The sequence below is a fragment of the Bradyrhizobium sp. UFLA05-153 genome (genome assembly GCF_054185185.1).
The window spans coordinates 45685-71036 of record NZ_JBBIAM010000008.1 but is presented as its reverse complement, the minus strand read 5'-3'; the positions used below and the strand labels follow the sequence as shown (position 1 = coordinate 71036).

Genomic DNA, 25352 nt, shown 5'->3' with positions numbered 1-25352 from the left:
GGAATGGCGATCGAACGCGGCGATATCGAACTGGCGGGCGTCTGCAAGAGTTTCGACGGCCTGACCAATGTGGTCGACGGCGTCAACTTGAAGATCGCCGACGGCGCCTATTGCTGCTTCATCGGCCCGTCGGGCTGCGGAAAGACCACGATTTTGCGCATGATCGCGGGCCATGAGGACCCCACGGCGGGCGAGATCGTGATCGGCGGCCAGAACGTCGTTGGCCTCGCGCCGGTGCAGCGGCGCACGGCGATGATGTTCCAGTCCTACGCGCTGTTTCCGCATCTGACCGTGCGCGAGAATATCGCCTTCGCGCTGCGCGTCCGCGGCATGTCCAAGATCGATCGCCTGCGCGCAGCGGATGCGATGATCGAGAAGGTGCGGCTGACGAGCTTTGCCGATCGCCTGCCGGCCCAGCTCTCCGGCGGCCAGCAGCAACGCGTCGCGCTGGCGCGCGCTGCGATCACCGAGCCGCGGGTGCTGCTGCTCGACGAGCCGCTGTCCGCGCTGGACGAGCAGCTCCGCGTGCAGATGCGTCAGGAGCTGCGGCGGATGCAGCAGGAGCTCGGCATCACCTTTATCCACGTCACCCACACCCAGCTCGAGGCGATCGCGCTCGCCGATCTCGTGGTGGTGATGGAGCAGGGCCGGATCAAGCAGGCGGGGCCGGCGCGCGACGTCTACGCCCATCCGCACGACCGCTACGTCGCGGAGTTCATGGGCGGGCAGAACGTGCTGTCGGGCCGGGTCGAGAAGGTGAACGGTGCGAGCTTCGTGCTGGCGCAGGCCGCGCCCGATGGCATCGAGGTGCCGCTGCAGGCGCGGGCCAAGATCAGCGTCGGCGACACGGTCGATATCGCGGTGCGCCGTGACGATGTCACTCTCGTTCGGCCCGGACAAACACTCCCCGCAGGCTGCTCGACCTCGCTGCCGAGCCGCGTGCTCGCGATCGAATACCAGGGTTACTTCGTCAAGGTTATGCTCGACACTGTCCCCGACGACGAGTTCGTGGCCTACGTGCCGGAAAAGACGTTCTTCGCAGATCCCCTCAATGTCGGCGATGTCGTGTTGGCCACCTGGGCCACCGACCGCGCCCGTCCACTCGCTTGAAAGCCCGTCGCGCACAGGGAGTTTTGATCGTGCAGATATCCTTCACACTCAATGGCCGGCCGACCACGGTCGAGGTCGAACCGGCAACGCTCGTCGCCGAACTGCTGCGCGAGCAGCTCAACCTGACGGGCACCCATATCGGCTGCGACACTAGCCAGTGCGGCGCCTGCGTCGTGCATCTCAACGGCCTGCCGGTGAAGAGCTGCACGTTGCTCGCACCCGCGCTCGACGGCGCGACGCTTCTCACCATCGAAGGCTTGCAGGGTGCGCCGGGTTCGAACCGGCTGCATCCGATGCAGGAGGCCTTTCGCGAGAACCACGGCCTGCAATGCGGCTTCTGCACGCCGGGCATGGTGATGACGGCGGTTGCTCTCGCCAAGGACAAGCCGTCGCTGACCGAGGCGGAGGTCCGTCACGGTCTCGAAGGCAATATCTGCCGCTGCACCGGTTACCAGAACATCGTCCTGTCGGTGATATCCGGTGCAGCCGCCATGCATGCTGCGGCCAAGGGAGAGTGATCATGGGCAATGTGATCGGCATCGGCGCGGCACCGAAGCGGAAAGAGGACCAGCGCTTCCTCACCGGCCGCGGCAACTATGTCTCCGACATCAAGCGCCCCGGCATGGCGGCCGGCGTGTTCGTCCGCTCGCCGCATGGACATGCGATCCTGCGCGACATCGACAAGAGCGCGGCACTCGGCGCGCCAGGCATCGTCGCGGTGCTGACCGGCGACGACGTCGCGGCCGACGGTTTGGGCTCACTGCCCTGCGGCTGGGGCATCACGGATGCCAAGGGCGTGCCGATGAAGGAGCCGCCGTTTCCGATGCTGGCGCAAGGCAAGGTGCGCTTCGTCGGCGACATGGTGGCGTTCGTCGTCGCGGAAACGGTGGAGCAGGCCAATTCGGCGGCGGAGCTGCTAGCGATCGACTACGAGGTGCTGTCCTCGGTCGTCGGCGTGCTCGATGCGGTTCACCCGGGCGCGCCGCAATTGTTCGACGACGTGCCGAACAACGTCTGCTGCGATTGGGAGCTTGGCGACAAGGGCGCGGTCGAGACCGCGTTCCGCAAAGCTGCGCATGTCGCAAAGCTCAGCCTGGTCAACAACCGCCTGATCGGCAATCCGATGGAGCCGCGCGCGGCGATCGCCGAATACGAGCCCGGCACCGACCGTTACACGCTGTGGAGCACCAGCCAGTTTCCGCACGTCGTGCGCTTCCTGATGGGCGCGCTGGTGCTGAAGATCCCGCAGCACAAGCTGCGCGTGGTGGCGCCCGACGTCGGTGGCGGCTTTGGCGTCAAACAGTTCCACTATGGCGAGGAGGCCGTGATCACCTGGGCCGCCAGACGCGTGATGCGGCCGATCAAATGGGTTGCGAGCCGCTCGGAAGGCTACGTCTCGGACCGCCACGGCCGCGACCATGTCACCGAGGCCGAGCTGGCGCTGGACGAGACCGGCAAGTTTCTGGCCTTCCGCGTCAAGACGCTCGCCAATATGGGCGGCTATCTCTCGACCTTCGGGCCGAATATCCCGACCAATCTCTATGGTCCGTTGCTGAGCGGCGTCTACACCATGCCCGCGATCTACTGCAACGTGAAGGTGGTGTTCACCAACACCGTGCCGGTCGATGCCTATCGCGGCGCAGGCCGCCCCGAGGCGACCTTCGTGCTTGAGCGCATCGTCGACGTCGCGGCCGCCGAGATGGGGATCGACCGCGTCGAGATCCGCCGCCGCAACATGATCCCGAAGGAGGCCTATCCCTATCAGACGCCCGTGCTGGTGCAGTACGATTCCGGCGATCCGATGGGATGTCTCGACGGCGCGCTGGTCGCGGCCGACGTCAAGAATTTTGGCGCGCGCAAGGCGGCCTCGCAGCGTAAAGGCAAGTTCCGCGGGCTCGGCTACTCGACCTATGTCGAGGCCTGCGGCCTCGCGCCGTCGCGCTTCGCCGGCCGGCTGGGCGCGCGCGGCGGCCTCTATGAGAGCGCGACGGTGCGCGTGCATCCGACCGGCCAGGTGACGGTCATGATCGGCACCCACAATCACGGCCAGGGCCACGAGACGACGTTCGCGCAGATCGTCTCGGACAAGTTGGGGGTGCCGTTCGAGAATGTCGACATCGTGTTCGGCGATACCGATCGCGTGCAGTTCGGCATGGGCACCTATGGCTCGCGCTCCCTCGTCGTCGGCGGCGCCGCGCTGTCGAAGGCCGCAGACAAGGTGATCGTGAAGGGCAAGAAGATCGCGGCCCATCTGCTCGAGGCTGCCGAAGTCGATATCCAGTTCGAGGCCGGCAAGTTCTCGGTGGCCGGCACGGACCGCACCAAGACGTTCGAGGAGATCGCGGGCGCCGCTTACGTGCCGCATGACTATCCGCTCGAGGTGCTGGAGCCGGGGTTGGAGGAGCAGGCCTATTACGATCCCGTGAACTTCACCTATCCCGGCGGCTGTCACATCGCCGAAGTCGAGGTCGATCCGGAGACGGGGACCGTCACGCTCGTCAACTACACCGCGGTCGACGACGTCGGCACCGTCATCAATCCGATGATCGTCGAGGGGCAGTTGCACGGCGGCATCGTGCAGGGCGTGGGGCAGGCGCTCTACGAGAACGCCGTCTATGACGACGGCTCCGGCCAGCTCCTGTCGGGCTCGCTGATGGACTACTGCATGCCGCGCGCCGATCATCTGCCGATGATGAAGGTTGCGACCCATTCGACGCTATGCACGCACACGCCGATGGGCGTGAAGGGCTGCGGCGAGGTCGGCACCATCGGCTCGCCGGCCGCCGTCATCAATGCGGTGGTCGATGCGTTGTCCCATCTCGGCGTCACCCATGTCGACATGCCAGCAACGCCGAACCGGATCTGGCGCCTGCTGCAAAACGCGTCGCTGCCGGTCGCTGCGGAATAGGGAGGACAAACAATGAAACCGTTTGCGTATCACCAGCCGGACCAGATTCCCGACGCCGCGAAGCTTTTGACCTCGATTGAGGACAGCAAGCTCGTCGCCGGCGGCATGACGCTGATCCCGACGCTGAAGCAGCGGCTGGCCAATCCTGCGGCGCTGATCGATCTTTCCAAGCTGCCGGGCCTCAAGGGCATCAGCGACGGCGCCGCGATCACGATCGGTGCGATGACGCCGCATGCGGAGGTCGCGGCATCGAAGCTGGTGCAAGCCAAGATCCCCGCGCTTGCGGCGCTGGCCTCGATGATCGGTGATCCCGCGGTGCGCAGCCGCGGCACCATCGGCGGCTCGGTCGCGAACAACGACCCGGCGGCGGACTATCCGGCGGGCGTGCTCGGGCTCGGCGCGACCATCGTCACCAGCGCGCGCGAGATTTTGGCCGACAAGTTCTTCCTCGGCCTGTTCGAGACCGCGCTTCAGTCCGGCGAGATCATCACCGCGATTCGCTTTCCCCTGCCGCTCAAGGCCGGTTACGCTAAATTCAAGGCGCCGGCCTCGCGCTATGCGCTGGTCGGCGTGTTCGTCGCAAAATTCGCCGATGGGGTGCGCGTCGCCGTGACCGGCGCCGGACCCGGCGTGTTCCGCGTTCCGCCGATGGAGCAAGCGCTGTCGCAAAATTTCGATCCGTCCGCGATCGCGGCGATCAAGATCGATACCGATGGTCTCACCTCCGACATTCACGCCGAGGCTGACTACCGTGCGCATCTCGTCACGGTGATGGCCAAGCGCGCCGTCGACGCGGCGCTCGGATAAGTTTTGGGTTTGATGATGACTGATGGTTCCGGCCCAACGGCCTCCTTGCCGGCGCCGACTGGCCTCGGCGCGCTCTCCGCAACCGAGATCCTCGCCGGCTACAAGCGCAAGGCATTCACCCCGCGCGACGTCGTCGACGAGACCATCGCGGCGCTGGAGGCAACGAATGCCTCCTGCAACGCGGTGGTGACACCGATGTACGAGCAGGCGAGAGCGGACGCCGATCGCCTCACGAAGGAGATGCGCAACGGTGAAGCCAAGGGCCCGTTCGCCGGCATCCCGGTCACCATCAAGGATCTGGTGTTCGTCGCCGGCGTTCCCGCCTATGGCGGCTCGCCGCTGAACAAGGCGTTCGTGCCCGACGTCGATGCCGCCGTGGTGTCGGCGCTGAAAGCATCCGACGCGATCATCACCTGCAAGACGACGACATGCGAGTCGGGCTACAAGCTCACCGCCGACAGTCCTGTCACCGGCACCACGCGAAATCCCTGGAATCTCGATCGTACCAGCGGTGGATCGAGCGGCGGCGCCGCGGCAGCGATTGCCGCCGGCTGCGGTCCGATCGCGATCGGCACCGACGGCGTCGGCTCGATCCGGGTGCCCTCGTCGTTCTGTGGCGTGTTCGGGCTCAAGCCGACCTTTGGCCTGGTGCCGCGCTCGCCCGGATTCTCGCCGCCGTCCTGGGCCTCGCTCGCGCATACCGGACCGATCACGCGCACGGTCGCGGATGGCGCGCTCGTGCTGGAGATCATCGCCGGTTACGATTTGCGCGACCCGGCGAGCCTTCCGGTGTCGCCACGCCGCTTCGATACCAGAGCCGTTCCCTTGAACGGCGTGCGCATCGGCGCCAGCGTCGATCTCGGCTACGCCGCGGTCAGCCCGGACGTCCGCACCGCCTTCAACAAGGCACTCGCCATCCTGGAATCCTGCGGCGGACGGATCAGCATGGACGGTCCCGGCCTGGACCCGGGCATCCTGGAGCACACGCTGAAGCCGATCGCCTTCACCGAGCAGGCGGCAGCGGTTGCAAGCAAAACATCGGCCGATCTTGCAGGCTCCGAAACCGACTACCGCGACGTCGTCAGCGCCGGCCGCCACTATAGCGGCACCGACTACATCGAGGCCGGCTATCGCCGCGGCCAGGCGCGCACCGCGTTCCTGAAACTGTTCGAACGGGTCGACGCGCTGGTGACGCCGACGGTCGCGGTGACGGCGTTCGAGGCCGGCCAGCTCGGTGTCGATCGGATCGACGGCGTTGCGGTTGATCCGCATCTCGGCTGGTCGCCGTTCACCTGGCCGATCAATCTTGCAGGGCTTCCGGCGGCGACGCTGCCCTGCGGCTTCGATCGCGACGGCATGCCGATCGGTCTGCAGATCGTGGCGCACTGGCTCGACGAACCGACGATCTTCCGCATCGCCGCCGCGTTCGAACAGGCGCAGCCATGGTCAAAGTTCTGGCCGCCGCTGGCGCTGCGCGAGCAAGGTCGTGCGCGAGCGAAGGCGTGAGCGAGAAGATCAGGACAGCTCGATCGGAACGCCGCGGCCGCTGAGCTCTTCGTCGAGGCGCAGGTAGTGCGCGAGATAGTCGTGCAGCGCGGTGGCCGCCTTCGAGGTGGCGCCGCTCGACTTGTAGAGCAGCAGCTCGACCTTCGGCAGCGGCGGCAATCCCTCGTTCGGGCCGATCTCTCGCATCGCCGGCACCAGCGCGCTGCGGCCGAGCACCGTCACCGCCATGCCGGCGAAAGCGGCCGCCTGCAAGCCGCCGACGCTTTCGCTGACGCAGGCGATGCGCCAGCGCAGGTTCGCGCGCTCGAGCGTGTCGATCGCATAGTCGCGATAGATGTTGCCGGGCGGCAGCAACGCCAGCGGGATGGGCCGCTCCTGATGCGCGGCAGATTGCTCGCCGGTCATCCAGACGAGCTGCTCGCGCCGCACCACCTGGCCGCCGGTGAAATCGTTCATGCGGGTGACGAGCGCGATGTCGACGTCGCCGCGCTTGACGAGACCGACGAGCGGCGTCGACAGCGCGCAATTGAGCTCGACCTGGATGCGCGGAAAGGACTTTCGGAACACGCTGAGGATCGAGGGCAGCATGAAGGCGGCGTAGAGATCGGGCGTGCCGAGCACGACCTGGCCTTCGATCTCCTGCGACGCCAGCTGCGAGATCAGCTCGTCATGCAATCGCAGGATGGATTTTGCGTAGGTCAGGACCGTCGTGCCGTCCTCGGTCAGCGTCAGCCTTCGGCCGCCATGCTCGAACAGCTGCTTGCCGGTCAGCTCCTCCAGCCGCTGCAATTGCAGGGTGATCGCCGGCTGGGTGCGGCCGAGCCGGCGCGCGGTCTCGGTGATGCTACCGGTCTCGACGACCGAGATCAGCGACCGGAGCATGCGGATATCGAGACTGATGAGGTTCATGCGATGTCCATATCGCCCAGAATTTATGCAAGTTCCATGCTAGAGGGGAAGGCAAATCGGGGCGGGAGATGCGCCGCAGCACCCCTTCGCACTCGGCAAATAGGACGACACCGACGGACATTGCCGCGACCGGCCACATCCATTATCAGCCGGACGGGCAGCAGAGCTGCCCCACAGGAGCATAAAACATGAAAAAGACCTCCTCCCCCTCCCGACGCGACCTGCTTGCGACCGCTGCCGCGGCAACGGCGGCCACCATGGCCGAAGCGGCGCCGGCCTCCGCGCAGGCTGGACCGAAGCCGATCTTCCCGGTGCCGATGACCGCCATTCCGATCGTCGGCGAGACCAGCGTGTTCCAGGTCCGCCGCATCTACTGCATCGGCCGCAACTATGCCGCGCATGCAATCGAGCGCGGCTCCGACCCGAACCGCGAGCCTCCGTTCTTCTTCCAGAAGCCGACGGACGCGATCCAGAACGTCGCGGTCGGCGAGATCGCCGAGCATCCCTATCCGTCGCTGACAAAGAACTATCATCACGAGGTCGAACTCGTTGCCGCGCTGAAATCCGGCGGCAGCAACATCCCGCCGGAGAAGGCGCTCGATCACGTCTATGGCTACGCGCTCGGCCTCGACATGACGCGGCGCGATCTTCAGAACGGCATGGCCGCGGAGAAGAAGCCGTGGGAGATCGGCAAGAGCTTCGACCATGCCGCGGTGATCGGCCCGATCCATGCGGCGAGCAAGACCGGCCATTTCGAGAAGGGCGCAATTTCGCTGGCGGTGAACGGGACCGTGCGGCAGAACTCGGATCTGAGCAAGATGATCTGGAGCGTAGCCGAGCAGATCGCGAAGCTCTCGGAAGCCTTCGAGCTCAAGGCCGGCGACATCATCTATTCCGGTACGCCTGAGAATGTCGGACCGGTCGTGAAGGGCGACGTGCTCCTGTGCAAGCTCGAAGGCTTGCCGGATATGTCGATCAAGATCGTCTAAGAGTTGAGCTGCTTCCGTCGGGACAACTATCCCGGCGGAAGTTTCCTGACTGCCGGAGTTCCATCGGCCGATTGCCCTGTGTTGGGCGATAAACAAACGTCCTGCTGCCATATTTTCGTAAGAGTGAACTTCCTGTGAGGGAGGCGCTTCGATGAATAGATCTTTGATGGCCGCAGTCGTGATGCTGGTATTGGTTCCGGCAGGTGCCGTTGCGCAGGAGCGCGCCGGTGATGCTGCTCTTGGAGCCGTCTCCGGCGCTATCGTGCTGGGGCCGGTCGGTGCTGTAGCCGGTGCCTTTGTTGGCTACGCCGCCGGCCCTTCCATCGCGCGCTCATGGGGCTTGCGCGGTTCTCGGTCGGCGACGAGCCGTCAGAGGCCACGCAGAGAAGCGAATCGCGTCCCGAACTCGGCGCCTCCAGGGCCCGCTCCAGTGGCGCCGACGCCCGCCTCAGCCGCCCCGGGTCCCACCAGCAGTAGGGCGATGGAAGCCAACGGCCGTGTCGCTCAAATGGGGCCGGCTAACAGTCCGCCGGCTCAGGCAGCTCCGGCTGCGCCGGCGCCGACCACGGCGCCGCCCGTTCAAGCATTCGAGTAAAGTTCAGGCCGCCGTCTTCGGCCGCAGCCGATCGACCGTCCTTGCGATCAGCGACGCAACATCGGACACCTTGGGGCCGATGCGAAATTCTGGTCCGGCGACGACGACGGAGAGCCGCCGATCGCCGATCGGCAGCGGGATTGCGGCGCCTGCGAGGTCGCGGCTGTAGTCGCCAAAGCTCTGGCAGTAGCCGCGGGCAATCGAATTGCGGAGCTCCGCCTCGACTGCCTCGATGCTGATCGGCGTCGACATGCCATACTGCCTGAACTCGATCTTGCGATAGAGCTGGTCGCGCTCTTCCTTGGAATATTGCAGCAGCAGCGCGCGGCCGCTGGCGCTGGCATGAATGGGAATGCGATGGCCGACTGTCGCGAAGTAGCGGATCGGCGCCTGCGATTCCACGACGTCGATGAAAACGGCCATGACCCCCGATGGCGCAACGATGGACGCGGTCTCACCCGTCTCCGCCGAAAGCTCCGAGATCAGCGCATGCACCCATGGCGGCAGCGGCTCGACCTCCGACACCATCCGCGCCAGCGTCAGCCAGCGCGGCGTCGGGTAGTAGCCGCCACGGCGCCGCGGCTCGTAGAGATAACCCTTCTCCGACAGCGTTGCGAGCAGGTTGAAGGTCGACGAGCGTGGCCAGCCGAAATGATCGGCGATCTCCGCGAGCGTTGCCGGCTTCCTCGCCTGCGCGAAGAATTCCATGATCTCCAGGACGTTGGCGGCTTGGCGAACGATCATTGGGATCAGGTCCTAAGGCAGGCCGAGGATCTTCTTCGCGGCGCGAAGATGCGGCTTGTCGATCATCATGCCGTCGAGGCGCAGCGTGCCGGAATTGGGATTGTCGGCGAAGGCTGCGATCACCTTTTCCGCCCAGGTACGCTCCGCGTCGGTCGGCGCGAAGGCGGCGTTGACGATATCGACATGTTTTGGGTGGATCAGCGCCTTTGCGGAAAATCCATCGCGCCGGGCGGCGCGCGTCTCCTGCTCGAGGCCGGCGAGGTTGTCGATATCGGTATAGACAGTATCGATCGGCGCGACCTCAGCTGCGGCCGCGGCCATCAGGCAGAGATCGCGTGCCAGGCGATAGGGGCTGTGGAACACGCCGCCGCTCGCTTTCTCCGTGGCGCCAAGCGAAGCGGAGAGATCTTCGGCGCCCCACATCAAGCCGGCGAGGCGAGGGGAACAATCCTTGTAGGTGCCGAGGCCGAAGATCGATCCGGCGGTTTCGGTAGCGACGCAGACGATGCGGGTCGCGCCCACCGCGATGCCGGCAGCTGCCTCGAACGCGTCGAGCCAGAGTGCGACCTGCCGGACGTCGTCGCCGCCGCGCGATTTCGGCAGCACGATGCCGTCGGGCGCGCCCGGCATGACTGCGGCGAGATCGGCGAGCGTCATGCCGGTGTCGAGCGCGTTGACGCGGACATAGAGCTGGTGTGGGCCGCGACGGCCCTTCAGCATCGCAAGCGTGAGCTTGCGCGCCTCGTCCTTCTTCTCGGTGACGACGGAGTCTTCGAGATCAATGATCAGGGCGTCGGCCTTGCCTTCGCTCGCCTTCTCGAATTTGCGCGGGGAGTCGCCCGGCACGAACAGCATGGAGCGCATCAGACCGGCCTCTTGTGCATCATCGCCATGCGGCGGCATTTGCCGACAATCTCGTCGTTCTGGTTGTAGGCATGGTGCTCGAATTCGACGATGCCTGCCTTCGGGCGCGATTTGGATTCGCGCACCGACAGCACCTTCGTCGTCGCCCGCAGCGTGTCGCCATGGAACACCGGTTTCGGGAAGGTCACGTCGGTCATGCCGAGATTGGCGACGGTGGTGCCGAGTGTCGTGTCATAGACCGTCATGCCGATCATGATGCCGAGCGTGTAGAGGCTGTTGAAGATGCGCTGGCCGAACTCGGTCTGCGCGGAAAAGTGCGCATCGATGTGCAGGGGCTGCGGGTTGAGCGTCAGCAGGCTGAACAACGTGTTGTCCATCTCGGTGACCGTGCGCGTCAGCGGGTGCCTGAACTCCTGGCCTACCGAAAAATCCTCGAAGTAAAGCCCGGCCATCCTGTCTCTCCGTTCCAAGCCGATGGTTCAGATGCGTGAACGCCGGGGGCGAAATCCCAGCCTTTCCGGCCCCCAACCACGCATAGCCCCATGCATTGTTCATAACCTTGACAGATAAATTCACATATATGTACGCTTGGCTCAAGCAAGAAATCGGTGCGAGGGGCCAGCCGCTTGAGCTGCGGCGCCGGCGTTACCTCGCGTCAGGGAGAAACGAATGAACAGGAAGCTGGTGTGGGCTCTCGCGGCTCTGGGGCTGCCGATCGTGACCGGCCCGGCTCGGGCGCTGGAGCTGAAGGTCGCCGACTCCTTTCCCGCCGGCCATTACCTCGTCCGCCTGATGCTGAAGCCGTGGATGGACGACGTCACCAAGCGGACCAACGGCGCGGTCACCTTCACCTATTATCCGAACCAGCAGATCGGCAAAGCTGCCGACATGCTACGCCTGACGCAATCCGGCGTCGTCGACATCGGCTACATCGGGCCGTCCTACGTCTCGGATAAGATGCCGCTGTCGGAGGTCGCGCAATTGCCGGGCGCGTTCCAGACGAGCTGCCAGGGCACACTCGCCTACTGGAAGACCGCGCGCGAAGGCCTGCTCGCCAAGCAGGAATATGCACCCAACAAGATCAAGCTGCTGTTCGAGGTGGTGTTGCCGCCCTATCAGGTGTGGACCGCCAAGGCGAAGGTCGAGACGCCGAAGGACATGCAGGGCCTGAAGCTGCGCACCACCGGCGGCGCGCAGGATCTGACGCTGCGCGCGCTTGGCGCCGTGCCGGTGCGCATGGCCGCGCCCGATGCCTATGAATCGCTGTCGCGCGGCACGATGGACGGCCTTTTGTTCCCGATGGAAAGCGTCGTCGCCTACGGTCTCGACAAGCTCGTCAAGCACGCCACCGAAGGCGTCAGCTTCGGCAGCTTCATCGTCGCCTATTCCATCAACCAGTCAGTCTGGGACAAGCTGCCCGAGGACGTGAAGAAGGCGATGGACCAGGCCTCCGAGGCGATCGAGCCGAAGGCCTGCGCCGACGTCGACAAGGAGCAGGACACGACGAAGCAGCACCTTACCGAGAGCGGCGTCAGCTTTGAGCCGCTGCCGGAGGCAACCCGCGCCGAGATCAAGGACAAGCTCAAGGGCGTCGGCCAGGAATGGGCGTCCGGTCTCGACAGCCGCGGCAAGCAGGCCTCGGCCGCGCTGAAGGAATTCGAGGCTTTACTCGCCGCAGGCAGCACGAAGTAGCGCAGGCAGGGACAAAGGGGACGCCGGACGTGATCGAGAAGCTCGGCAATGCGCTTTCCGCGCTGGAGCGCGCGCTGACGGTGATCGCGGTGGTATTCCTGTTCGTGATCATGGTGCTTGTCGTGACCGACGTGTTCATGCGCTACGTCATGAACCGGCCGTTCTCCTTCACCTACGACCTGATCGGGCTCTATCTCCTCGCCGGTGTGTTCTTCCTCACGCTGTCGGACGGCTTGCGCGAGCATGCCCATGTCGGCGTCGATATTTTGTTGTCGCGTTTCTCGCCGGCGGGACGGCGGCTGTCGGAGATCATCACCGCCCTGGCAGGTCTCTTCGTCTTCGTACTGATCTGCAAGGTTGGCTTCGAGCGGGCCCTTGAGAACTACGAGCAGCATGACGTGCTCGCGGGCGCTATTCCCTGGCCGACCTGGATCTCGGCGGCGCTGGTGCCGTTCGGCTGCGGCGTGCTGGTGCTGCGGCTAACGTTGCAGCTCATCGGCAATGTGCTGAGCCTCATCAGCGGGCGCGACCTCTATCCATTGCCGCCGGTGACCGGGATCGGCGAAGCGAGATCCTTCGAGTAGCGGCAGCGTCCATGACACCTCTCATCGTTCTCGGACTTCTGTTCTGCCTGCTCGCGCTCGGCACGCCCGTCGGCTTTGCAATGGCCTTTTCCGGTTCGGTGGGGCTCGTGATGGTCGGCGGCTTTGCGACGCTGTCGGGCATCCTGCAAACGGCACCGCTCTCGACCGTCTCGTCCTACGAGCTGATCACCATCCCGATGTTCCTGCTGATGGCCGATCTCGTGCTGCTGTCGGGCGTCGCGGACGATCTGTTCAAGACGGCCTCGGCCTGGGTCGGCCGCATCCCCGGCGGGCTCGGCATGGCAACGGCGCTCGCGGGCGCCGGCTTCGGCGCGATCTGCGGCACGTCGACAGCATCCGCCGCGACGCTGTCCTCGACCAGCCTGCCGGCGATGATCCGCCAGGGCTATGAGCCGAAGATGGCGGCAGGCGTGGTCGCGATCTCCGGTACCCTCTCCATGCTGCTGCCGACCAGCGTCGCACTCGTGATCTTCGGCCTGCTTGCGGAAGTGAACATCGGCAAGCTGCTGATCAGCGGCATCATTCCGGCGATCCTCGTCACCATCACCATCATGGCCACGATCTATTTTCTGGTCTGGCAGGACCCGTCGCGCGCGCCGGGCGCAAAATCGGTGCCGTGGCGCGACAAGTTCGCTCTGCTCTGGCAGGTCTCGCCGATGGTGGTGCTGTTCTCGATCGTGACCGGCACGATCTATCTCGGCGTCGCGACGCCGACGGAAGCCTCGGCCTTCGGTGCATTCGGTGCCTTCCTGCTTGCGATCGTCAAGGGCAAGATCTCGCCGTCCTCGCTCTACAGGACGCTGCTGCGAGCCTGTCACGGCACCTGCATGATCATCATGATCCTGGTGGGCGCCTCGATCTTCGGCTACTTCTTCACGTTGACACATGTGACGCAGGACCTCGTCGCCTGGATCGGCTCGCTGCCGACTTCGCGTTGGGTGATCATTACGCTGATCCTCTGCGGCTATATCGTGCTCGGCTCCTTCATGGACCAGATCGCGATCTTGGTACTGACGGTGCCGATCGTACTGCCGCTGATCAAGACGCTCGGCTTCGATCCGATCTGGTTCGGCGTCATCAAGATCGTCACCGCCGAGGTCGGCATGATCACCCCGCCGGTTGGGCTCAATTGCTTCATCGTCGCCCGCTACGCCAAGCGGCCGGTGGCGGAGGTGTTCCACGGCACCTTCCCGCATTTCATCGCGCACCTGATCGCGATCGCGATCCTGGTGGCGTTTCCGTCCATCATCCTCTGGCTGCCCTCGCAGATGGGGCGCTAAGCTTACGAGCCTCCGGCAAAGGAGACCATCATGGATTTCGAGCTCAGTGATCAGCAGGAAGCCATCCGCGATGCCATCGCGAAGATCTGCGAAGGCTTTGACGACGCCTACTGGCTGAACAAGGATCGCGAGGGCGGCTTCCCGCACGATTTCCACAAGGCGCTGGCCGACGCCGGCTGGCTCGGCATCTGCGTTCCGGAGGAGTATGGCGGCTCCGGGCTCGGTATCACCGAGGCCGCGATCATGATGCGAACCATCGCGGAATCCGGCGCCGGCATGTCCGGCGCCTCCGCCGTGCATATCAACGTGTTCGGCCTCAATCCCGTTGTCGTGTTCGGCACTGAAGAGCAGCGCAAGCGCATGCTGCCACCGATGGTGGAGGGTCGCGAGAAGGCCTGTTTCGCGGTAACCGAGCCCAACACTGGCCTCAATACCACGCAGCTCAAGACGCGCGCGGTCGCCAAGAATGACCGCTACATCGTCAACGGCCAGAAGGTCTGGATCTCGACTGCGCAGGTCGCGCACAAGATCCTGCTGCTCGCGCGCACGACGCCCCTCGAGGACGTGCGTTCGCCCACTCATGGCCTCAGTCTCTTCTACACGGATTTCGACCGCAAGCGGATCAAGGTCCACGAGATCGAGAAGATGGGCCGCAAGATCGTCGATTCCAACGAGCTCTTCTTCGAGGATTTCGAGATCCCGATGGAGGATCGGATCGGCGAGGAGGGCCGTGGCTTCGAGTACATTCTCGAAGGCATGAATCCCGAACGTATCCTCATTGCGGCCGAAGCGGTGGGCCTCGGAAAGCTCGCGCTGTCGCGCGCCACCGAATATGCCAAGACGCGTGTCGTGTTCAACCGCCCGATCGGCAAGAACCAGGGCATCCAGCATCCGCTCGCGGTGAACTGGGTCGAGCTCGAAGCCGCCTGGCTGATGGTGATGTCTGCCGCCTGGCAATATGACAAGGGCATGCCGTGCGGCGCCGCCGCCAATGCCGCAAAATATCTCGCGGGCGAGGCCGGCTTTTCGGCGTGCGAGCAGGCCGTGATGACGCATGGCGGCTTCGGCTATGCCAAGGAGTTTCACGTCGAGCGCTATTTGCGCGAGATCCTGATCCCGCGGATTGCGCCGGTCAGCCCGCAGCTCGCGCTCAGCTTCATCGCGGAGAAAGTGCTCGGCCTCGCCAAGTCGTACTAAGCCGTGTCCGGAAATGCGCCAACGATCGACTTCACCGGCCTGATCCAGGACGGCGATCTCGTGGTGTGCGGGCAGGCGACGGCCGAGCCGCGCACGCTCACCGAAGCGCTCGTGGCACAGGCGGATCATCTTCCGCCGTTGCGTCTTCTGGTTGGCCCGCTCTTCTCCGAGACGTTTTCGTCCGAATGCGCGGCGAACATCTCTTTTCTCAGCTATGGCGTGATCGGCAACGCCCGACGCCTCGCCAGGGCCGGCCGGCTTGCCGTGATCCCGAGCAACTACAGCGCCTTCTGCGCTGATTTCGCTGCAGGACGGCACCGGGCGGACGTCGTGCTGGTGCAGCTCGCGCAAGCGAGCGACGGCAGGCTCAGCGCCAGCCTTTCGAACGACTATGTGATCGATGCCGCGCGCCGCGCACGGCTGGTCGTTGCGGAGATCAATCCGGATGCGCCCTGGACCCATGGCGCCGAATGGCCGGATGACGTGCCGATCCATCTGAGAATTGTTGCCCGCCATTCGCCTGTTGAATTGCCGTCAGCGCCCCCTGATGATGTGTCGCGCCGAATCGCCGCGCATGCGGCAGGCCTGATCGCCGACGGCAGCACCTTGCAGTTCGGGGTCGGCAGGATTCCGGACGCGATCCTGTCCTCGCTCTCGCATGCACGCGACCTCGGCATTCATTCCGGCCTTATCAACGACGCTGTCGTCGAACTGATCGAGTGCGGCACCGTCACCAACGCGCGCAAGGGGCTGGATGTGGGCATCACCGTCACCAATCAGGTGATCGGCACGCCGCGGCTCTATCGCTTCGTGCATGAGAACAGGGCGGTTGCGGTGCGCCCGGCCTGCTACACACATAACCAGGGCGTGCTGGCGCAGATTAGCCAGCTGGTCGCGATCAATTCCGCGCTTCAGGTCGGTCTCGACGGCTCGGTCAATTCCGAGAGCTTGAACGGCGTGGCTGTCGGCGCCATCGGCGGGCAGCTCGACTTCGTACGTGGCGCCAACGCTTCGCCTGGCGGCAGGGCCATCATTGCGCTACCCGCAACCGCCTCGGATGGAACGAGCCGCATCGTGCCCGATGTGGAGACCGTGACGACGCCGCGCGCCGACGTCGACGCCATCGTGACCGAGTGGGGCGTGGCGGAGCTGCGCGGCTGCGATCTTGCCGAACGCGCGCGCCGCCTGATCGCGATCGCGGCGCCGGAGCATCGCGATGCATTGTCCGCGGAGCCGATGAAGCGAGGCCGTTAGCCTCAGTTCATCTGCGCAAAGCTCGGCTTGCTTTCGGTGCTCTCGATGATCCCCGGCAGCTCGGTCGCTTCATTCGCGATCATGCCGGCCATCCGCCAGAAAAGGTGCGCGAGCCGGGTGAAGGTCTGCCGCTCGCGTTCGATCAGCGACGCATCTTCCGGAACGGTCAGGGTTTCAAGTCCGACCACGCGGCGGGTGTCCGGCCAGATCGTCATCGATTGCGCGATCGCCGAGAAGCACCGCGGATCATCGCCGTCGTCGGGCGCGGTCGGCAGACCCGGATATTGAACGGGCGCGACATAGAATTTGTAGGCGCCGCACCCGAGCTGGAGCAGGAATTTCTCCGATATCGCGGTGTCGTTGGCAAACAATACCAGCCGCGCATCGCGTAAGGTTTCGGGTGCGATCGCGAGCAGATCGCGCGCCCATAGCGCCGAGCAGAAGGAGAGGCTTGGGTTGTGCTCGCGGAGCAGCGCGGCAAGCGGTAGCTGCTGTTGGCCGGTTTGTGTGAGCAGGATGATGGTCTTCAGCATCGGATTAGCTCTCGTCAGGGGATGAGATGGCAGCGCGTGGCTTGCGCCGCTGCGCTGGCGAAGAAGTCGCCGCTAATCTTCTGACCCGGCGCTATCTCGACGACGCGATAGCGCGCGAGGCGCGCAGCTTCCCGTGCCGTGTTGACGTCGTGCTGCCAGCCGCAGAGCGACAGCTCGAACCGTCCATAGCCGCCGCAGTCGCGGGCAAAGGCGCCGGTCACCGCCTCGACGGTAGCGGCGACCGCGCGCGCCTCATTGGCCTCGACATCGCGCAGAATCACGGCCACGCCGTTGTCGGCTGCAGCCTGAGAGGTCATGACCATGAAGGCGTCGCGCGCGCCGGTCCGGCCGGCGCGGCGGGCCGCGCGCACGAGGGATGCGAAGCTGGGATCAGGCCCGAGTTCGGTCGTGGTCGTCGGCTGCGCATGGATGATGGTGGCGCGGCTCGCGGCGAGGTCACCCGTCAGCGCATGATAGGAGCGGGGGAGCCAAACCGTGTCGAGCGGGCCATGCGAGGAGGCGTGGCTCCAGGCCTGGTCGAGCAGATAGCCTTCCCAGATCGTGGGATGGGAGGCGGCAAGGTGGTGCCAGGCTTGCAGCAATTGCTCCGCTCGGGCCGTGCGACCGAGATAGAGAGTTTGAGCCGACATCTCCCAGCGGTTCCACTTGTGGAGAGCGACGTCGCAGCCGAGCGAGGACGGCAGCAGGGGCGCCTCGCGCAGCACCGCGCCGGCTTCGACAAACAGCAGCGGTTCGCGGTAGCGGCTCCACATTCGCGCGATGAACTCGGCCTTCTCGAAACAAAGCACCTCTTCGCCGAACTCGGCTGCGATCGGCTCGATATGGCTGTCGAGCTCGAAGGCCTCGAGCGAGCGCTGCAAGGCACGGATCGCATCGGGGTCGGTGCCGTAAGGGTAGTAGGAGATGACGCGCGGCCGCACCGTGCATTCATCCGCGGCCGCGAGAAACCGCGACCAGCCGATCCCGCCCCACCACATTTCATGCGGACCCTCGGCGCTCGGGCCGACGGTGCCGAACTCGGTCAGCTTTGACTTGAGGAAGTCGAAGCCCGGATTCTCGCTGAGCGGGATGACGACCGCGCAACCCGGAGTTAGGGCGCGGTAGAACAGCTCGGCCGCGGCGCCGCTCGGCGGCTCGGTCAGAATGACCACCCCGTCGCCGCGGCGGCCTTCATGCGCCATCTGCACCGTCGGGGCGCCGTGACGGCCGACCAGCCAGCCGAGGCGATGACGCTGTGCGTCGCCGAGCCGGATGCCGGCCGCGCGCAAAACGCCGTCAAGATCTGTCTGCGTTCCGTCCGTCAACTCCGTGCCCCCTCATTTCGTATCGGCCCTTGGGCTTCAACGGGCGAGGGGGCCCGATCAGGCGCATTATTCGAGCGCGGTGGCGAGGATGCGGGCGTGACTGAGCGAGGTGAGCGCGATCGAATAGACCGCGACGTCCCCCGCCATCGGCCCGACCGGGATCAAGAGGCAGCCATCGTCGTTCTCGGCGCAGTAATAGGAGCCGTTTCGCTGGAGCCCGGCATGTACCAGGCTGTTGGCGGAGATCCCCGTCACCTCCTGGCTTTCGGCCGCATCGCGAACGCTGTCGCCGCTCTGGACGGTCACGCCGTGAAGGAGTCCCTCGCGGGCCAGCCTTGCCAGCGGGACGGCAATCGTCGCGACCGCCATCGCCCGCGATAGCGGGATGCGCAGGCGCAGCTCGCCAAGTCCGGTGCGCTGGACGGTCACCGTTTCCATCGAGGCACTGCCGTCGGTCCGGAACAGGCCGATCTGTAGTGCACTGCAGGAGGCTTCCTCGAACACATCGGCCGGCAGGCGGTTCGCGCCGAACAGGGTGTAGAGATAGGAATAGGACGGCGACAGGCCGGCAAAGCTGGCGGCCAGCCACATTGGCGGCGCTGCCGAGGTGCAGGCGGCGGAAAGGCCGCGGGCGGTGAGCTGGTTACGGACGAACCCGCCATCGAGCAGCGGCGCCAGCGCATGGGTGCCCAGATTGACGTCGTGCTTCAATCCGCCGAGCAGCGCGATCTCGTCGTCGTCCGGCAGTAGCAACAGGCGCGCCAGCGTCGCCGCACTCCAGCTCGTGGCGACATCGAGCGCAGCGTAAGGCAGCATGTCATATTCGGAGGCGATCCTGTCCGCGCTCGCCGCGAAGGCCAGCGCGCCCGACTGGATCTCGGCGGCCAGCGCGATCTGTTCGGTCGGACGCGGATTGATCTCGCGCAGGACCGCCTCGTCTTGATAGTCGCGTACCGAGCCTTCGGCCGAGCAGCAGATCTGCTCGAGCAGCGCGACATTGCGGATCAGCATGCGCTTGACATGGGGCGTCACCACGAGATCCGAGACGAAGCCTTCCGCGGTGTCGCTCTCGGCGATGTCGTCGAAGGCGTCATCGAGCGAGATCAGGTAGGTGCCGTGCAGGCGGATACTGATGCCTTCCTGGTCGAAGATGCGGCGCAGTGCCTTCTGCACGCTGCCGGAATAGCCGAGATCGGCGAGCACGAGGTCGGTGCAATCGTCGAATCCGGGGATGGTGTGGCGGAGATAAGCGAGCAGGCGGGCGCGCAAGCCGGCGGCAAGCTCAGTGATCTCGCCGGCGTCCATCAGGTCCGGCAGCGCTTCGGCAAGCTCGTCGCCGGGCGCGATCCCGTCCGGATATTTCGCGAAGAAGGCGGCGACCTTCGGCGGCAGGATCTTGATCATGTCGCGCAGTGTCGGCGCGTCGATCTTCATGACCTTGCCGAGGAGGTCGCAGAGCGGCTCCATTGAATCGGTCGAACCGATCAGGCTGACGCGGCGATTGATCTCGATATAGGCCGACATTGCGCCGTGGCGTTCCCGCCAGATCCGGTGGGACAAGAATCCGTCGCGGCCGAGGAAGCCGAGCGCCACGCGTCGGCCGGGCAGCGCCAGCGCCTCGTAGCGCGCCGCGACGAAAGCATCGAACGCGGTCATCACCGGACCGAGCACGGTCAGGCCCAACTGGAACGCCGGTGATTTCTCTGCGCTCCGCGCTGCCACCATTCTCCGCAGCGTGCGCGCGCCGTGGTCGAGCCGCGATGGCTTGCCCTGGCACAGCAAGTCGAACATCGCGGTCTCGCGCTGGAGCTTCGAGGCTAGCTGCGCCGAGGCTTGCGGATAGTAGCGGGGACGGATGCCGTGGCGCCGCGCGCCCCTTATGTCGGCGCTCTCGTTGTCGCCGACGTGAAAGGACGCGGCTGGATCGACGCCCTGATCAGTGATGTATCTGGCAAACAAAGACTCGCTCTTGCTGCTGCCGTGATCGCAGGACGCGTAGAGGAAGTCCCAGGTGAGGTCGGGACTGCAGGCGCGCAGCAGGCGGGCGAGCTGCGCGGAATCCCAATAGGTGTCCGAGATGAATCCGGTGCGATGACCGGCCCGTTTCATGTCGATATATTGCTGAAGCATTTCCGGATTGACGCGACAAAGCTCGAGCTCGGCGGCGAACTCAGCCTCGACAAGACCATCGCGATTGCGGCGATCGAGCCCGAACAGCTTGAACGGAAAATAGGAATAGACCTCGGCGATGTGCACCTCGCTCGCGCCACGTTTGTCCTTCGCGGTTCGTCGTGCGCGCGATTCGGCCTGGATGCGATGCTGAACGAAACTGGCGGAAACGTTCGGACATATTCTTGAAATGCCGGAGAGCTCGTAAGTCCTTTCAAATACGCCATCTGGCGTCGTGCAGGCGCGCATCAGAAACGTATCGAAAACATCGAACGACCAAGCAGAAACAATTCTCGTCCGACGTTTCGCGTCGGTCGTCGCGATCTTCATGCTGCAATTCCCCGCCAATCGAACCGATTAACGCTGCTGTGTTGCAAGTCAGGCGCGCTCGCGACGAAAAAAGCTCGCGCGCGATTCAAAACCGCGCATGTCGCGACTGACAGATTCAAAAAATCCGCTAGGTTCGAAAAAGGTGATTCGGCAAAAATTGCCGAGTGAGAAAATCGTCCCGCGTTCATTCACACTTGGACACAATCGATCGCCGCGTGCCTCGCGCGCAGAGCGCGTGTTCGTTTTAGTGCCGTGTATCTCCTCGAGTTTTTTGAAGCTGCATCTGTTCGGGATGAATGATCCGCAAATGACGCGAGACGATGTCGATGATTGCAGGACAGTAGCGCGCGTTACGCGCAACGTCGGCAATTGTTGCCGGTCACTCGGCAAAAGATTCCGGATAACATCTTGAAAAATAACAAAAATTCCCCGCCTGGATTGGTTGGTCTCCGCGTTCAACGCCTGGAAGCCGTGTGGAATATGCGCCGCCGGCATTGCGGGTTGGAGATTGCGGGATGAGTTACGCGCTTGATGTCTGGGCGCCCGCCGAGGCCGAAGTCACGACGACGGTACCGGTCGACGAGACCTTGCCGGTGATGCCGTCGGCGCCGCTCGCGCCGGATACCGTGCCGGCCGCCGAGATTGTCCTCGATGAAGACAGCGAGCTGCTCGATCGCCTCGCAACCGGCGACGAGGTGGCGTTCCGCATGCTGGTCGAACGTCACATCGACCGCGCCTATGCGATCGCGCTGCGCATTGTCGGCAACGCGGCGGATGCCGAGGACGTGGTGCAGGACACCATGCTCAAGATCTGGAGCCATCGCGGACGCTGGCAGCATGGCCGCGCCAAGTTCTCGACCTGGCTCTATCGCGTCATCTCCAATCGTTGCATCGACCTGCGCCGCAAGCCGCGCACGGAGAACGTCGACACGGTGCCGGAAGTCGCCGATGGTCAGCCGGATGCGGCCGACATCATCGAGCGCAACGAGCTGAACGACATGCTGGAGGTCGCGATGCAGCGGCTGCCCGAGCAGCAGCGCATCGCGGTGATCCTGTCGTATCATGAGAATATGAGCAACGGCGAGATCGCCCAGGTGATGGACACCACGGTCGCCGCGGTGGAGTCGCTTCTCAAGCGCGGCCGCCAGCAGCTCCGTCAGCTGCTGCGGCGGCACGAGCGCGACATCCGCACCGCGTTTACCGATTGCTAACCATAAAATCCCGCATCCGAAATTTTTTTCGCCTGATCTCCTTGCGCTCCGCCGTTTGAGCGAACGGACGGGGCTGCGCCCGCGTCGTCGTCAGTCGCTTAATCACGATGCGGCACGTCATGCCCATCAGCACAGGAGCCTGCAATGCCCGCGATTTCCACCAATACCGCTGCGAACGCCGCAGTCCGCTACCTCAACATCAACTCCTCGCAAGAGACCAGCGCGCTCTCGAAACTGTCTAGCGGCTCGCGCATCACATCGGCCTCCGACGACGCCGCCGGTCTTGCGATTTCGACCCGCATCTCCTCGGACGTCACCACGCTGCAGCAGGCTGCGACCAACGCCTCGCAGGCGACCGCGATCCTCCAGACCGCCGACGGCGGCGCCTCGAACATCTCCGACATTCTCGCCCGCATGAAGTCGCTGGCCTCCGAGTCGGCCTCGGGCACCACGACCGACTCCAGCCGCGCCTACATCCAATCGGAATTCTCGCAGCTCACGAGCGAAATCGATTCCATCTCGACCGGCACCCGTTATTCCAGCCAGAGCCTGCTCGACGGCACCAGCGTGTTTTCGTCGGGCGTCTCGGTCCTGGTCGGCTCGTCCGGATCGGACACCATCACCATCACGCTGGCGAGTCTCACGGCGTCCTCGCTCGCCGTCTCCTCGCTCGACGTCAGCACCCAGTCGGGCGCGACCTCGGCGTTGACGGCGCTCGACACCGCGATCGACACGGTCTCGGCCGCCCGCGCCTCGATCGGTGCGCAGGAATCGCGCTTCAACTTCTCCTCGGATTCGATCTCGACCCAGACCCAGAACCTCGAATCCGCGAACTCGGCGATCAAGGACGTGGATATCGCGGCTGAGCAGGCCACGCTGTCCTCGGCCGAGGTGAAGACCCAGGCCGCGGTCTCGGCCGAATCCGCCGCGAACCAGATGCCGCAGTACCTGCTCAAGCTGCTCGGCTAACGATCGTCTTTCCGGGCCGGCATGAGGCCGGCCCGGCTCTTCCTGCGATAGGTCGGGCACATCAGTGACCAGTGTCAGTTCAAGCACCAGCAGCACGTCGACGAGCTCGACGACGTCGAGCGCTTCATCGGTGACAACGACCGGTACGACCACGTCGACCAGCCTCGACTGGAGCGCGCTGATCACGGCTGCGGTGAATGCCAAGCTCACTGCCGCGACCACGATCTCGACCACGATCACCAACAACGAGGCCAAGGTCTCGGCCTACCAGACCCTTCAGACGGATCTGAAGACGCTCTATTCCGGGCTCGCTTCGCTTGCGACGTCCGTCGTGAACTCGCTGGCGACCAACGTGTTTGCAACGCGCTCGGCGACCATCAGCTCCACCGGCGACGTCAGCGCGTCATCCGCGCTCTCCATGAGCGTCAGCAACGGTGCGGCGACCGGTGACCATACGCTGACGATCAGCCAGATCGCGACCGCGCAGAAGGTGGTCGGCACCGCGCAGTCGAGCCAGACGGACGCGCTTGGCTATTCCGGAACGTTCTCGCTCGGGCTCGGCAGCGGCAGCACCGCCGACGTCACAGTCACCAGCACGATGTCGCTCCAGGACATCGTCGATGCCATCAACGCCCAGACCTCGACGACCAATGTCCAGGCCTCGATCGTCCAGGTATCCAGCGGCTCCTACGAGATGGTGCTGACGGGAACCGAGGACGCGGAAGATATCAGCTATTCCAGCAGCTCCGGTGACGACATCCTGAACGAGTTGGGGGTGACCGACAGCTCGGGATCGTTCTCAGACGTGCTTCAGACCGCGCAGGCGGCCGAGTTCACGCTCGACGGCATCTCGATGACCCGGGATACCAATGACATCACCGATGTGCTGACCGGCGTCACCTTCAACCTGCTACAGGCCACGCCGAGCGGGGCGACGCTGAACATCAGCATCGAGACCGACACCAGCCAGATCGAATCGGCGCTCGAGACCTTCGTCACGAACTACAACGCCTATCGCGATGCTGTCATCGCGCAGCAGGCGACGAGCTCGGACGGCACTGCCTCGTCCAGCGCCGTGCTATTCGGCGACGGCACCATGCGCGACATCACGAGCCAGCTCGAATCCGCGCTCAACAGCACGGTGGGCGGGTTGACGATGGCCGACCTCGGCCTGTCGTTCAACGATTCGAACGAGCTCGAGCTCGACACGTCGACGCTCTCGGAGATCCTGAGCACGAACCTCAGCGGCGTGACCACGCTGCTGTCGGCGCAGACCACGACCTCGTCGAGCCAGCTCAGCGTCGTCAATACCGGAACCTCGCCCCAATCCTTCACGCTGGACCTGACGGTGGATTCCTCAGGAAATCTCTCCTCGGCCTCGGTCGACGGGGACTCCTCGCTGTTCACCGTCAGCGGCACCACCATCATCGGCAATGCCGGCACGGCCTATGCCGGCATGGCCTTCACCTATTCGGGGACGACCTCGCAATCGATCACGGTGACGTCGACGTCGGGGATCGCCACGCAGCTCTACCAGATCGCCAAGAATGCGTCGTCCAGCACCGGCTCGCTGCAGACGCTGATCACCAACCTGGAAACGCGCGACGACGACCTGCAGCAGAAGGTCGACGATATCCAAAGTGCCGCGTCGGCCTATCAGACGCAGCTGGAAGCGCAATATGCGAAGTACCAGGCCGCGATCGAGAGCGCGAACAACACGCTGACCTATCTCAAGGCTTTGCTCAACTCCAGCTCGAGTAGTTAATGATGCATAATCCGATGGCGTACATGGCCAATCAGGCCTATCGGGGTGCGGCCACCACCGTGCCGCCGCTCAAGGCAGTGTCGATGCTGCTTGGCGGCGCGATTACGTTTCTTCAGAAGGCGCTGGCTTCGCAGGAGGCGCGGCGCTTCGAGGAGGGGCACGAGTATCTGATGAAGGCGACCGCGATCCTGCGCGGGCTCAGTCACAATCTCGATTTCACCAAGGGTGGGGCGGTGGCCGAGCGGCTCTACCAGACCTACAATGCGATGATCCTGGCGAGCCTGCGCGCCTATGGCTGGCCGCACGCACGCGAGAGCTATCGGCGGATCATCGCAGGGCTCACCGAGCTGCGCGAGGCCTGGGAATTCGTCGATGCGACCGTGCGGACGGCCAAGCCCGGGACGGGCGATTCGGCGCAGAAGCGCTGAGGCCTTCGGGCCGGTTTCCGCTTGGACCGGCCCGGGTCCCGGCGTCTCGTATTTCTCCGCTCGCGATGGCGAAGGACGGCGGTTTCGGCGGTTATTCCGCGCGGCATGGCCGTTCCTTGTCGCGTCCGGACAGGCGAATTCGGTTTCCGTTGTCTCTGCAAT

24 protein-coding genes are annotated in these 25352 nt (G+C 64.7%); 16 read left to right on the top strand and 8 right to left on the bottom strand.

Annotated features, from left to right (window positions below):
• Positions 1–3: 3 nt before the first annotated feature.
• From Q2941_RS07570 to Q2941_RS07550, 5 genes are read left to right on the top strand one after another with little or no spacing between them, the layout of a single operon-like run.
• Positions 4–1110, top strand: coding sequence for an ABC transporter ATP-binding protein (locus Q2941_RS07570; RefSeq protein ID WP_254111100.1), 1107 nt, complete (start codon positions 4–6; stop codon positions 1108–1110).
• Positions 1111–1139: 29 nt separating this feature from the next.
• Positions 1140–1628 (top strand): (2Fe-2S)-binding protein, encoded by a 489-nt coding sequence (locus Q2941_RS07565; RefSeq protein WP_035663197.1) that lies wholly within the window; start codon positions 1140–1142, stop codon positions 1626–1628.
• Positions 1629–1630: 2 nt separating this feature from the next.
• On the top strand, positions 1631–4018 hold the full coding sequence (locus Q2941_RS07560; RefSeq protein WP_458192076.1) for a xanthine dehydrogenase family protein molybdopterin-binding subunit: 2388 nt from the start codon (positions 1631–1633) through the stop codon (positions 4016–4018).
• 12 nt (positions 4019–4030) lie between these two features.
• Positions 4031–4825, top strand: coding sequence for an FAD binding domain-containing protein (locus tag Q2941_RS07555; protein ID WP_027524709.1), 795 nt, complete (start codon positions 4031–4033; stop codon positions 4823–4825).
• 15 nt (positions 4826–4840) lie between these two features.
• On the top strand, positions 4841–6331 hold the full coding sequence (locus tag Q2941_RS07550; protein WP_458192075.1) for an amidase: 1491 nt from the start codon (positions 4841–4843) through the stop codon (positions 6329–6331).
• Positions 6332–6340: 9 nt separating this feature from the next.
• Here the strand turns inward: Q2941_RS07550 and Q2941_RS07545 are convergent, their stop codons facing one another.
• Complete coding sequence (locus Q2941_RS07545) at positions 6341–7240, bottom strand: LysR substrate-binding domain-containing protein (RefSeq protein WP_027524707.1); 900 nt, start codon at positions 7238–7240, stop codon at positions 6341–6343.
• Between the two features lie 188 nt (positions 7241–7428).
• On the opposite strand from Q2941_RS07545, the gene Q2941_RS07540 reads away from it, so the two are divergent.
• Positions 7429–8229 carry a fumarylacetoacetate hydrolase family protein gene (locus tag Q2941_RS07540; RefSeq protein ID WP_027524706.1) on the top strand — a complete coding sequence of 267 codons (801 nt, stop codon included), beginning with the start codon at positions 7429–7431 and terminating at the stop codon, positions 8227–8229.
• 151 nt (positions 8230–8380) lie between these two features.
• Positions 8381–8824, top strand: coding sequence for a hypothetical protein (locus tag Q2941_RS07535; RefSeq protein ID WP_084801523.1), 444 nt, complete (start codon positions 8381–8383; stop codon positions 8822–8824).
• Between the two features lie 3 nt (positions 8825–8827).
• Here the strand turns inward: Q2941_RS07535 and Q2941_RS07530 are convergent, their stop codons facing one another.
• From Q2941_RS07530 to Q2941_RS07520, 3 genes are read right to left on the bottom strand one after another with little or no spacing between them, the layout of a single operon-like run.
• Entirely contained in the window at positions 8828–9568 is a 741-nt protein-coding gene (locus Q2941_RS07530; protein ID WP_027524705.1) for an IclR family transcriptional regulator, read from the bottom strand.
• 12 nt (positions 9569–9580) lie between these two features.
• On the bottom strand, positions 9581–10432 hold the full coding sequence (locus Q2941_RS07525) for an HpcH/HpaI aldolase/citrate lyase family protein (RefSeq protein WP_027524704.1): 852 nt from the start codon (positions 10430–10432) through the stop codon (positions 9581–9583).
• The gene (locus tag Q2941_RS07520) at positions 10432–10884 is read right to left on the bottom strand and encodes a MaoC family dehydratase (protein WP_027524703.1); all 453 of its coding nucleotides are present in this window, start codon (positions 10882–10884) and stop codon (positions 10432–10434) included. Before Q2941_RS07520 ends, Q2941_RS07525 begins: the two co-directional genes overlap by 1 nt.
• Before the next feature lie 217 nt (positions 10885–11101).
• Between Q2941_RS07520 and Q2941_RS07515 the strand changes: the two genes are divergently transcribed.
• The 5 genes from Q2941_RS07515 to Q2941_RS07495 are packed head-to-tail and all read left to right on the top strand — an operon-like array spanning position 11102 to position 16460.
• Positions 11102–12124: a TRAP transporter substrate-binding protein gene (locus Q2941_RS07515; protein WP_027524702.1), complete on the top strand. Its 1023-nt coding sequence runs from the start codon at positions 11102–11104 to the stop codon at positions 12122–12124.
• A gap of 29 nt (positions 12125–12153) precedes the next feature.
• Positions 12154–12708: a TRAP transporter small permease gene (locus tag Q2941_RS07510; protein ID WP_458192074.1), complete on the top strand. Its 555-nt coding sequence runs from the start codon at positions 12154–12156 to the stop codon at positions 12706–12708.
• 11 nt (positions 12709–12719) lie between these two features.
• Positions 12720–14009 carry a TRAP transporter large permease gene (locus Q2941_RS07505; RefSeq protein ID WP_458192073.1) on the top strand — a complete coding sequence of 430 codons (1290 nt, stop codon included), beginning with the start codon at positions 12720–12722 and terminating at the stop codon, positions 14007–14009.
• A gap of 30 nt (positions 14010–14039) precedes the next feature.
• Positions 14040–15206: an acyl-CoA dehydrogenase family protein gene (locus Q2941_RS07500; RefSeq protein ID WP_458192072.1), complete on the top strand. Its 1167-nt coding sequence runs from the start codon at positions 14040–14042 to the stop codon at positions 15204–15206.
• 3 nt (positions 15207–15209) lie between these two features.
• A complete protein-coding gene (locus tag Q2941_RS07495) occupies positions 15210–16460 on the top strand; it encodes an acetyl-CoA hydrolase/transferase family protein (RefSeq protein WP_458192071.1) in 1251 nt (416 codons plus the stop codon).
• Positions 16461–16462: 2 nt separating this feature from the next.
• Here Q2941_RS07495 and Q2941_RS07490 read toward each other — a convergent pair whose 3' ends face one another.
• The 4 genes from Q2941_RS07490 to Q2941_RS07475 form a co-directional block, all read right to left on the bottom strand.
• Positions 16463–16993: a hypothetical protein gene (locus Q2941_RS07490; protein WP_458192070.1), complete on the bottom strand. Its 531-nt coding sequence runs from the start codon at positions 16991–16993 to the stop codon at positions 16463–16465.
• A 14-nt stretch (positions 16994–17007) separates the two neighbouring features.
• On the bottom strand, positions 17008–18318 hold the full coding sequence (locus Q2941_RS07485; RefSeq protein WP_458192069.1) for a hypothetical protein: 1311 nt from the start codon (positions 18316–18318) through the stop codon (positions 17008–17010).
• Positions 18319–18384: 66 nt separating this feature from the next.
• Entirely contained in the window at positions 18385–20817 is a 2433-nt protein-coding gene (locus tag Q2941_RS07480) for a hypothetical protein (RefSeq protein ID WP_458192068.1), read from the bottom strand.
• Positions 20818–20865: 48 nt separating this feature from the next.
• Entirely contained in the window at positions 20866–21312 is a 447-nt protein-coding gene (locus tag Q2941_RS07475; protein WP_458192067.1) for a hypothetical protein, read from the bottom strand.
• A gap of 20 nt (positions 21313–21332) precedes the next feature.
• Here Q2941_RS07475 and Q2941_RS07470 point away from each other — a divergent pair, with 20 nt between their 5' ends.
• From Q2941_RS07470 to Q2941_RS07455, 4 genes are all read left to right on the top strand, one after another.
• Entirely contained in the window at positions 21333–22028 is a 696-nt protein-coding gene (locus tag Q2941_RS07470; protein WP_458192066.1) for an RNA polymerase sigma factor, read from the top strand.
• Positions 22029–22172: 144 nt separating this feature from the next.
• Complete coding sequence (locus Q2941_RS07465; protein WP_027524694.1) at positions 22173–22997, top strand: flagellin; 825 nt, start codon at positions 22173–22175, stop codon at positions 22995–22997.
• A 64-nt stretch (positions 22998–23061) separates the two neighbouring features.
• On the top strand, positions 23062–24762 hold the full coding sequence (gene fliD / locus Q2941_RS07460) for a flagellar filament capping protein FliD (RefSeq protein ID WP_458192065.1): 1701 nt from the start codon (positions 23062–23064) through the stop codon (positions 24760–24762).
• Positions 24762–25190, top strand: coding sequence for a flagellar export chaperone FliS (locus tag Q2941_RS07455; protein ID WP_458192064.1), 429 nt, complete (start codon positions 24762–24764; stop codon positions 25188–25190). The genes fliD and Q2941_RS07455 overlap by 1 nt, the downstream gene beginning before the upstream one ends.
• Positions 25191–25352 lie beyond the last annotated feature (162 nt).

Bases quoted from the DNA above. Each gene is read 5' to 3' on its own strand.
- Q2941_RS07465 (WP_027524694.1), top strand. From the start codon at position 22,173: ATGCCCGCGATTTCCACCAATACCGCTGCGAACGCCGCAGTCCGCTAC.
- Q2941_RS07555 (WP_027524709.1), top strand. From the start codon at position 4,031: ATGAAACCGTTTGCGTATCACCAGCCGGACCAGATTCCCGACGCCGCG.
- Q2941_RS07545 (WP_027524707.1), bottom strand. From the start codon at position 7,240: ATGAACCTCATCAGTCTCGATATCCGCATGCTCCGGTCGCTGATCTCG.
- Q2941_RS07500 (WP_458192072.1), top strand. From the start codon at position 14,040: ATGGATTTCGAGCTCAGTGATCAGCAGGAAGCCATCCGCGATGCCATC.
- Q2941_RS07550 (WP_458192075.1), top strand. From the start codon at position 4,841: ATGACTGATGGTTCCGGCCCAACGGCCTCCTTGCCGGCGCCGACTGGC.
- Q2941_RS07525 (WP_027524704.1), bottom strand. From the start codon at position 10,432: ATGCGCTCCATGCTGTTCGTGCCGGGCGACTCCCCGCGCAAATTCGAG.
- Q2941_RS07470 (WP_458192066.1), top strand. From the start codon at position 21,333: ATGAGTTACGCGCTTGATGTCTGGGCGCCCGCCGAGGCCGAAGTCACG.
- Q2941_RS07560 (WP_458192076.1), top strand. From the start codon at position 1,631: ATGGGCAATGTGATCGGCATCGGCGCGGCACCGAAGCGGAAAGAGGAC.
- Q2941_RS07515 (WP_027524702.1), top strand. From the start codon at position 11,102: ATGAACAGGAAGCTGGTGTGGGCTCTCGCGGCTCTGGGGCTGCCGATC.
- Q2941_RS07530 (WP_027524705.1), bottom strand. From the start codon at position 9,568: ATGATCGTTCGCCAAGCCGCCAACGTCCTGGAGATCATGGAATTCTTC.
- Q2941_RS07475 (WP_458192067.1), bottom strand. From the start codon at position 21,312: ATGCCGGCGGCGCATATTCCACACGGCTTCCAGGCGTTGAACGCGGAG.
- Q2941_RS07535 (WP_084801523.1), top strand. From the start codon at position 8,381: ATGAATAGATCTTTGATGGCCGCAGTCGTGATGCTGGTATTGGTTCCG.
- Q2941_RS07520 (WP_027524703.1), bottom strand. From the start codon at position 10,884: ATGGCCGGGCTTTACTTCGAGGATTTTTCGGTAGGCCAGGAGTTCAGG.
- Q2941_RS07570 (WP_254111100.1), top strand. From the start codon at position 4: ATGGCGATCGAACGCGGCGATATCGAACTGGCGGGCGTCTGCAAGAGT.
- Q2941_RS07540 (WP_027524706.1), top strand. From the start codon at position 7,429: ATGAAAAAGACCTCCTCCCCCTCCCGACGCGACCTGCTTGCGACCGCT.
- Q2941_RS07480 (WP_458192068.1), bottom strand. From the start codon at position 20,817: ATGAAGATCGCGACGACCGACGCGAAACGTCGGACGAGAATTGTTTCT.
- Q2941_RS07505 (WP_458192073.1), top strand. From the start codon at position 12,720: ATGACACCTCTCATCGTTCTCGGACTTCTGTTCTGCCTGCTCGCGCTC.
- Q2941_RS07455 (WP_458192064.1), top strand. From the start codon at position 24,762: ATGATGCATAATCCGATGGCGTACATGGCCAATCAGGCCTATCGGGGT.
- Q2941_RS07490 (WP_458192070.1), bottom strand. From the start codon at position 16,993: ATGCTGAAGACCATCATCCTGCTCACACAAACCGGCCAACAGCAGCTA.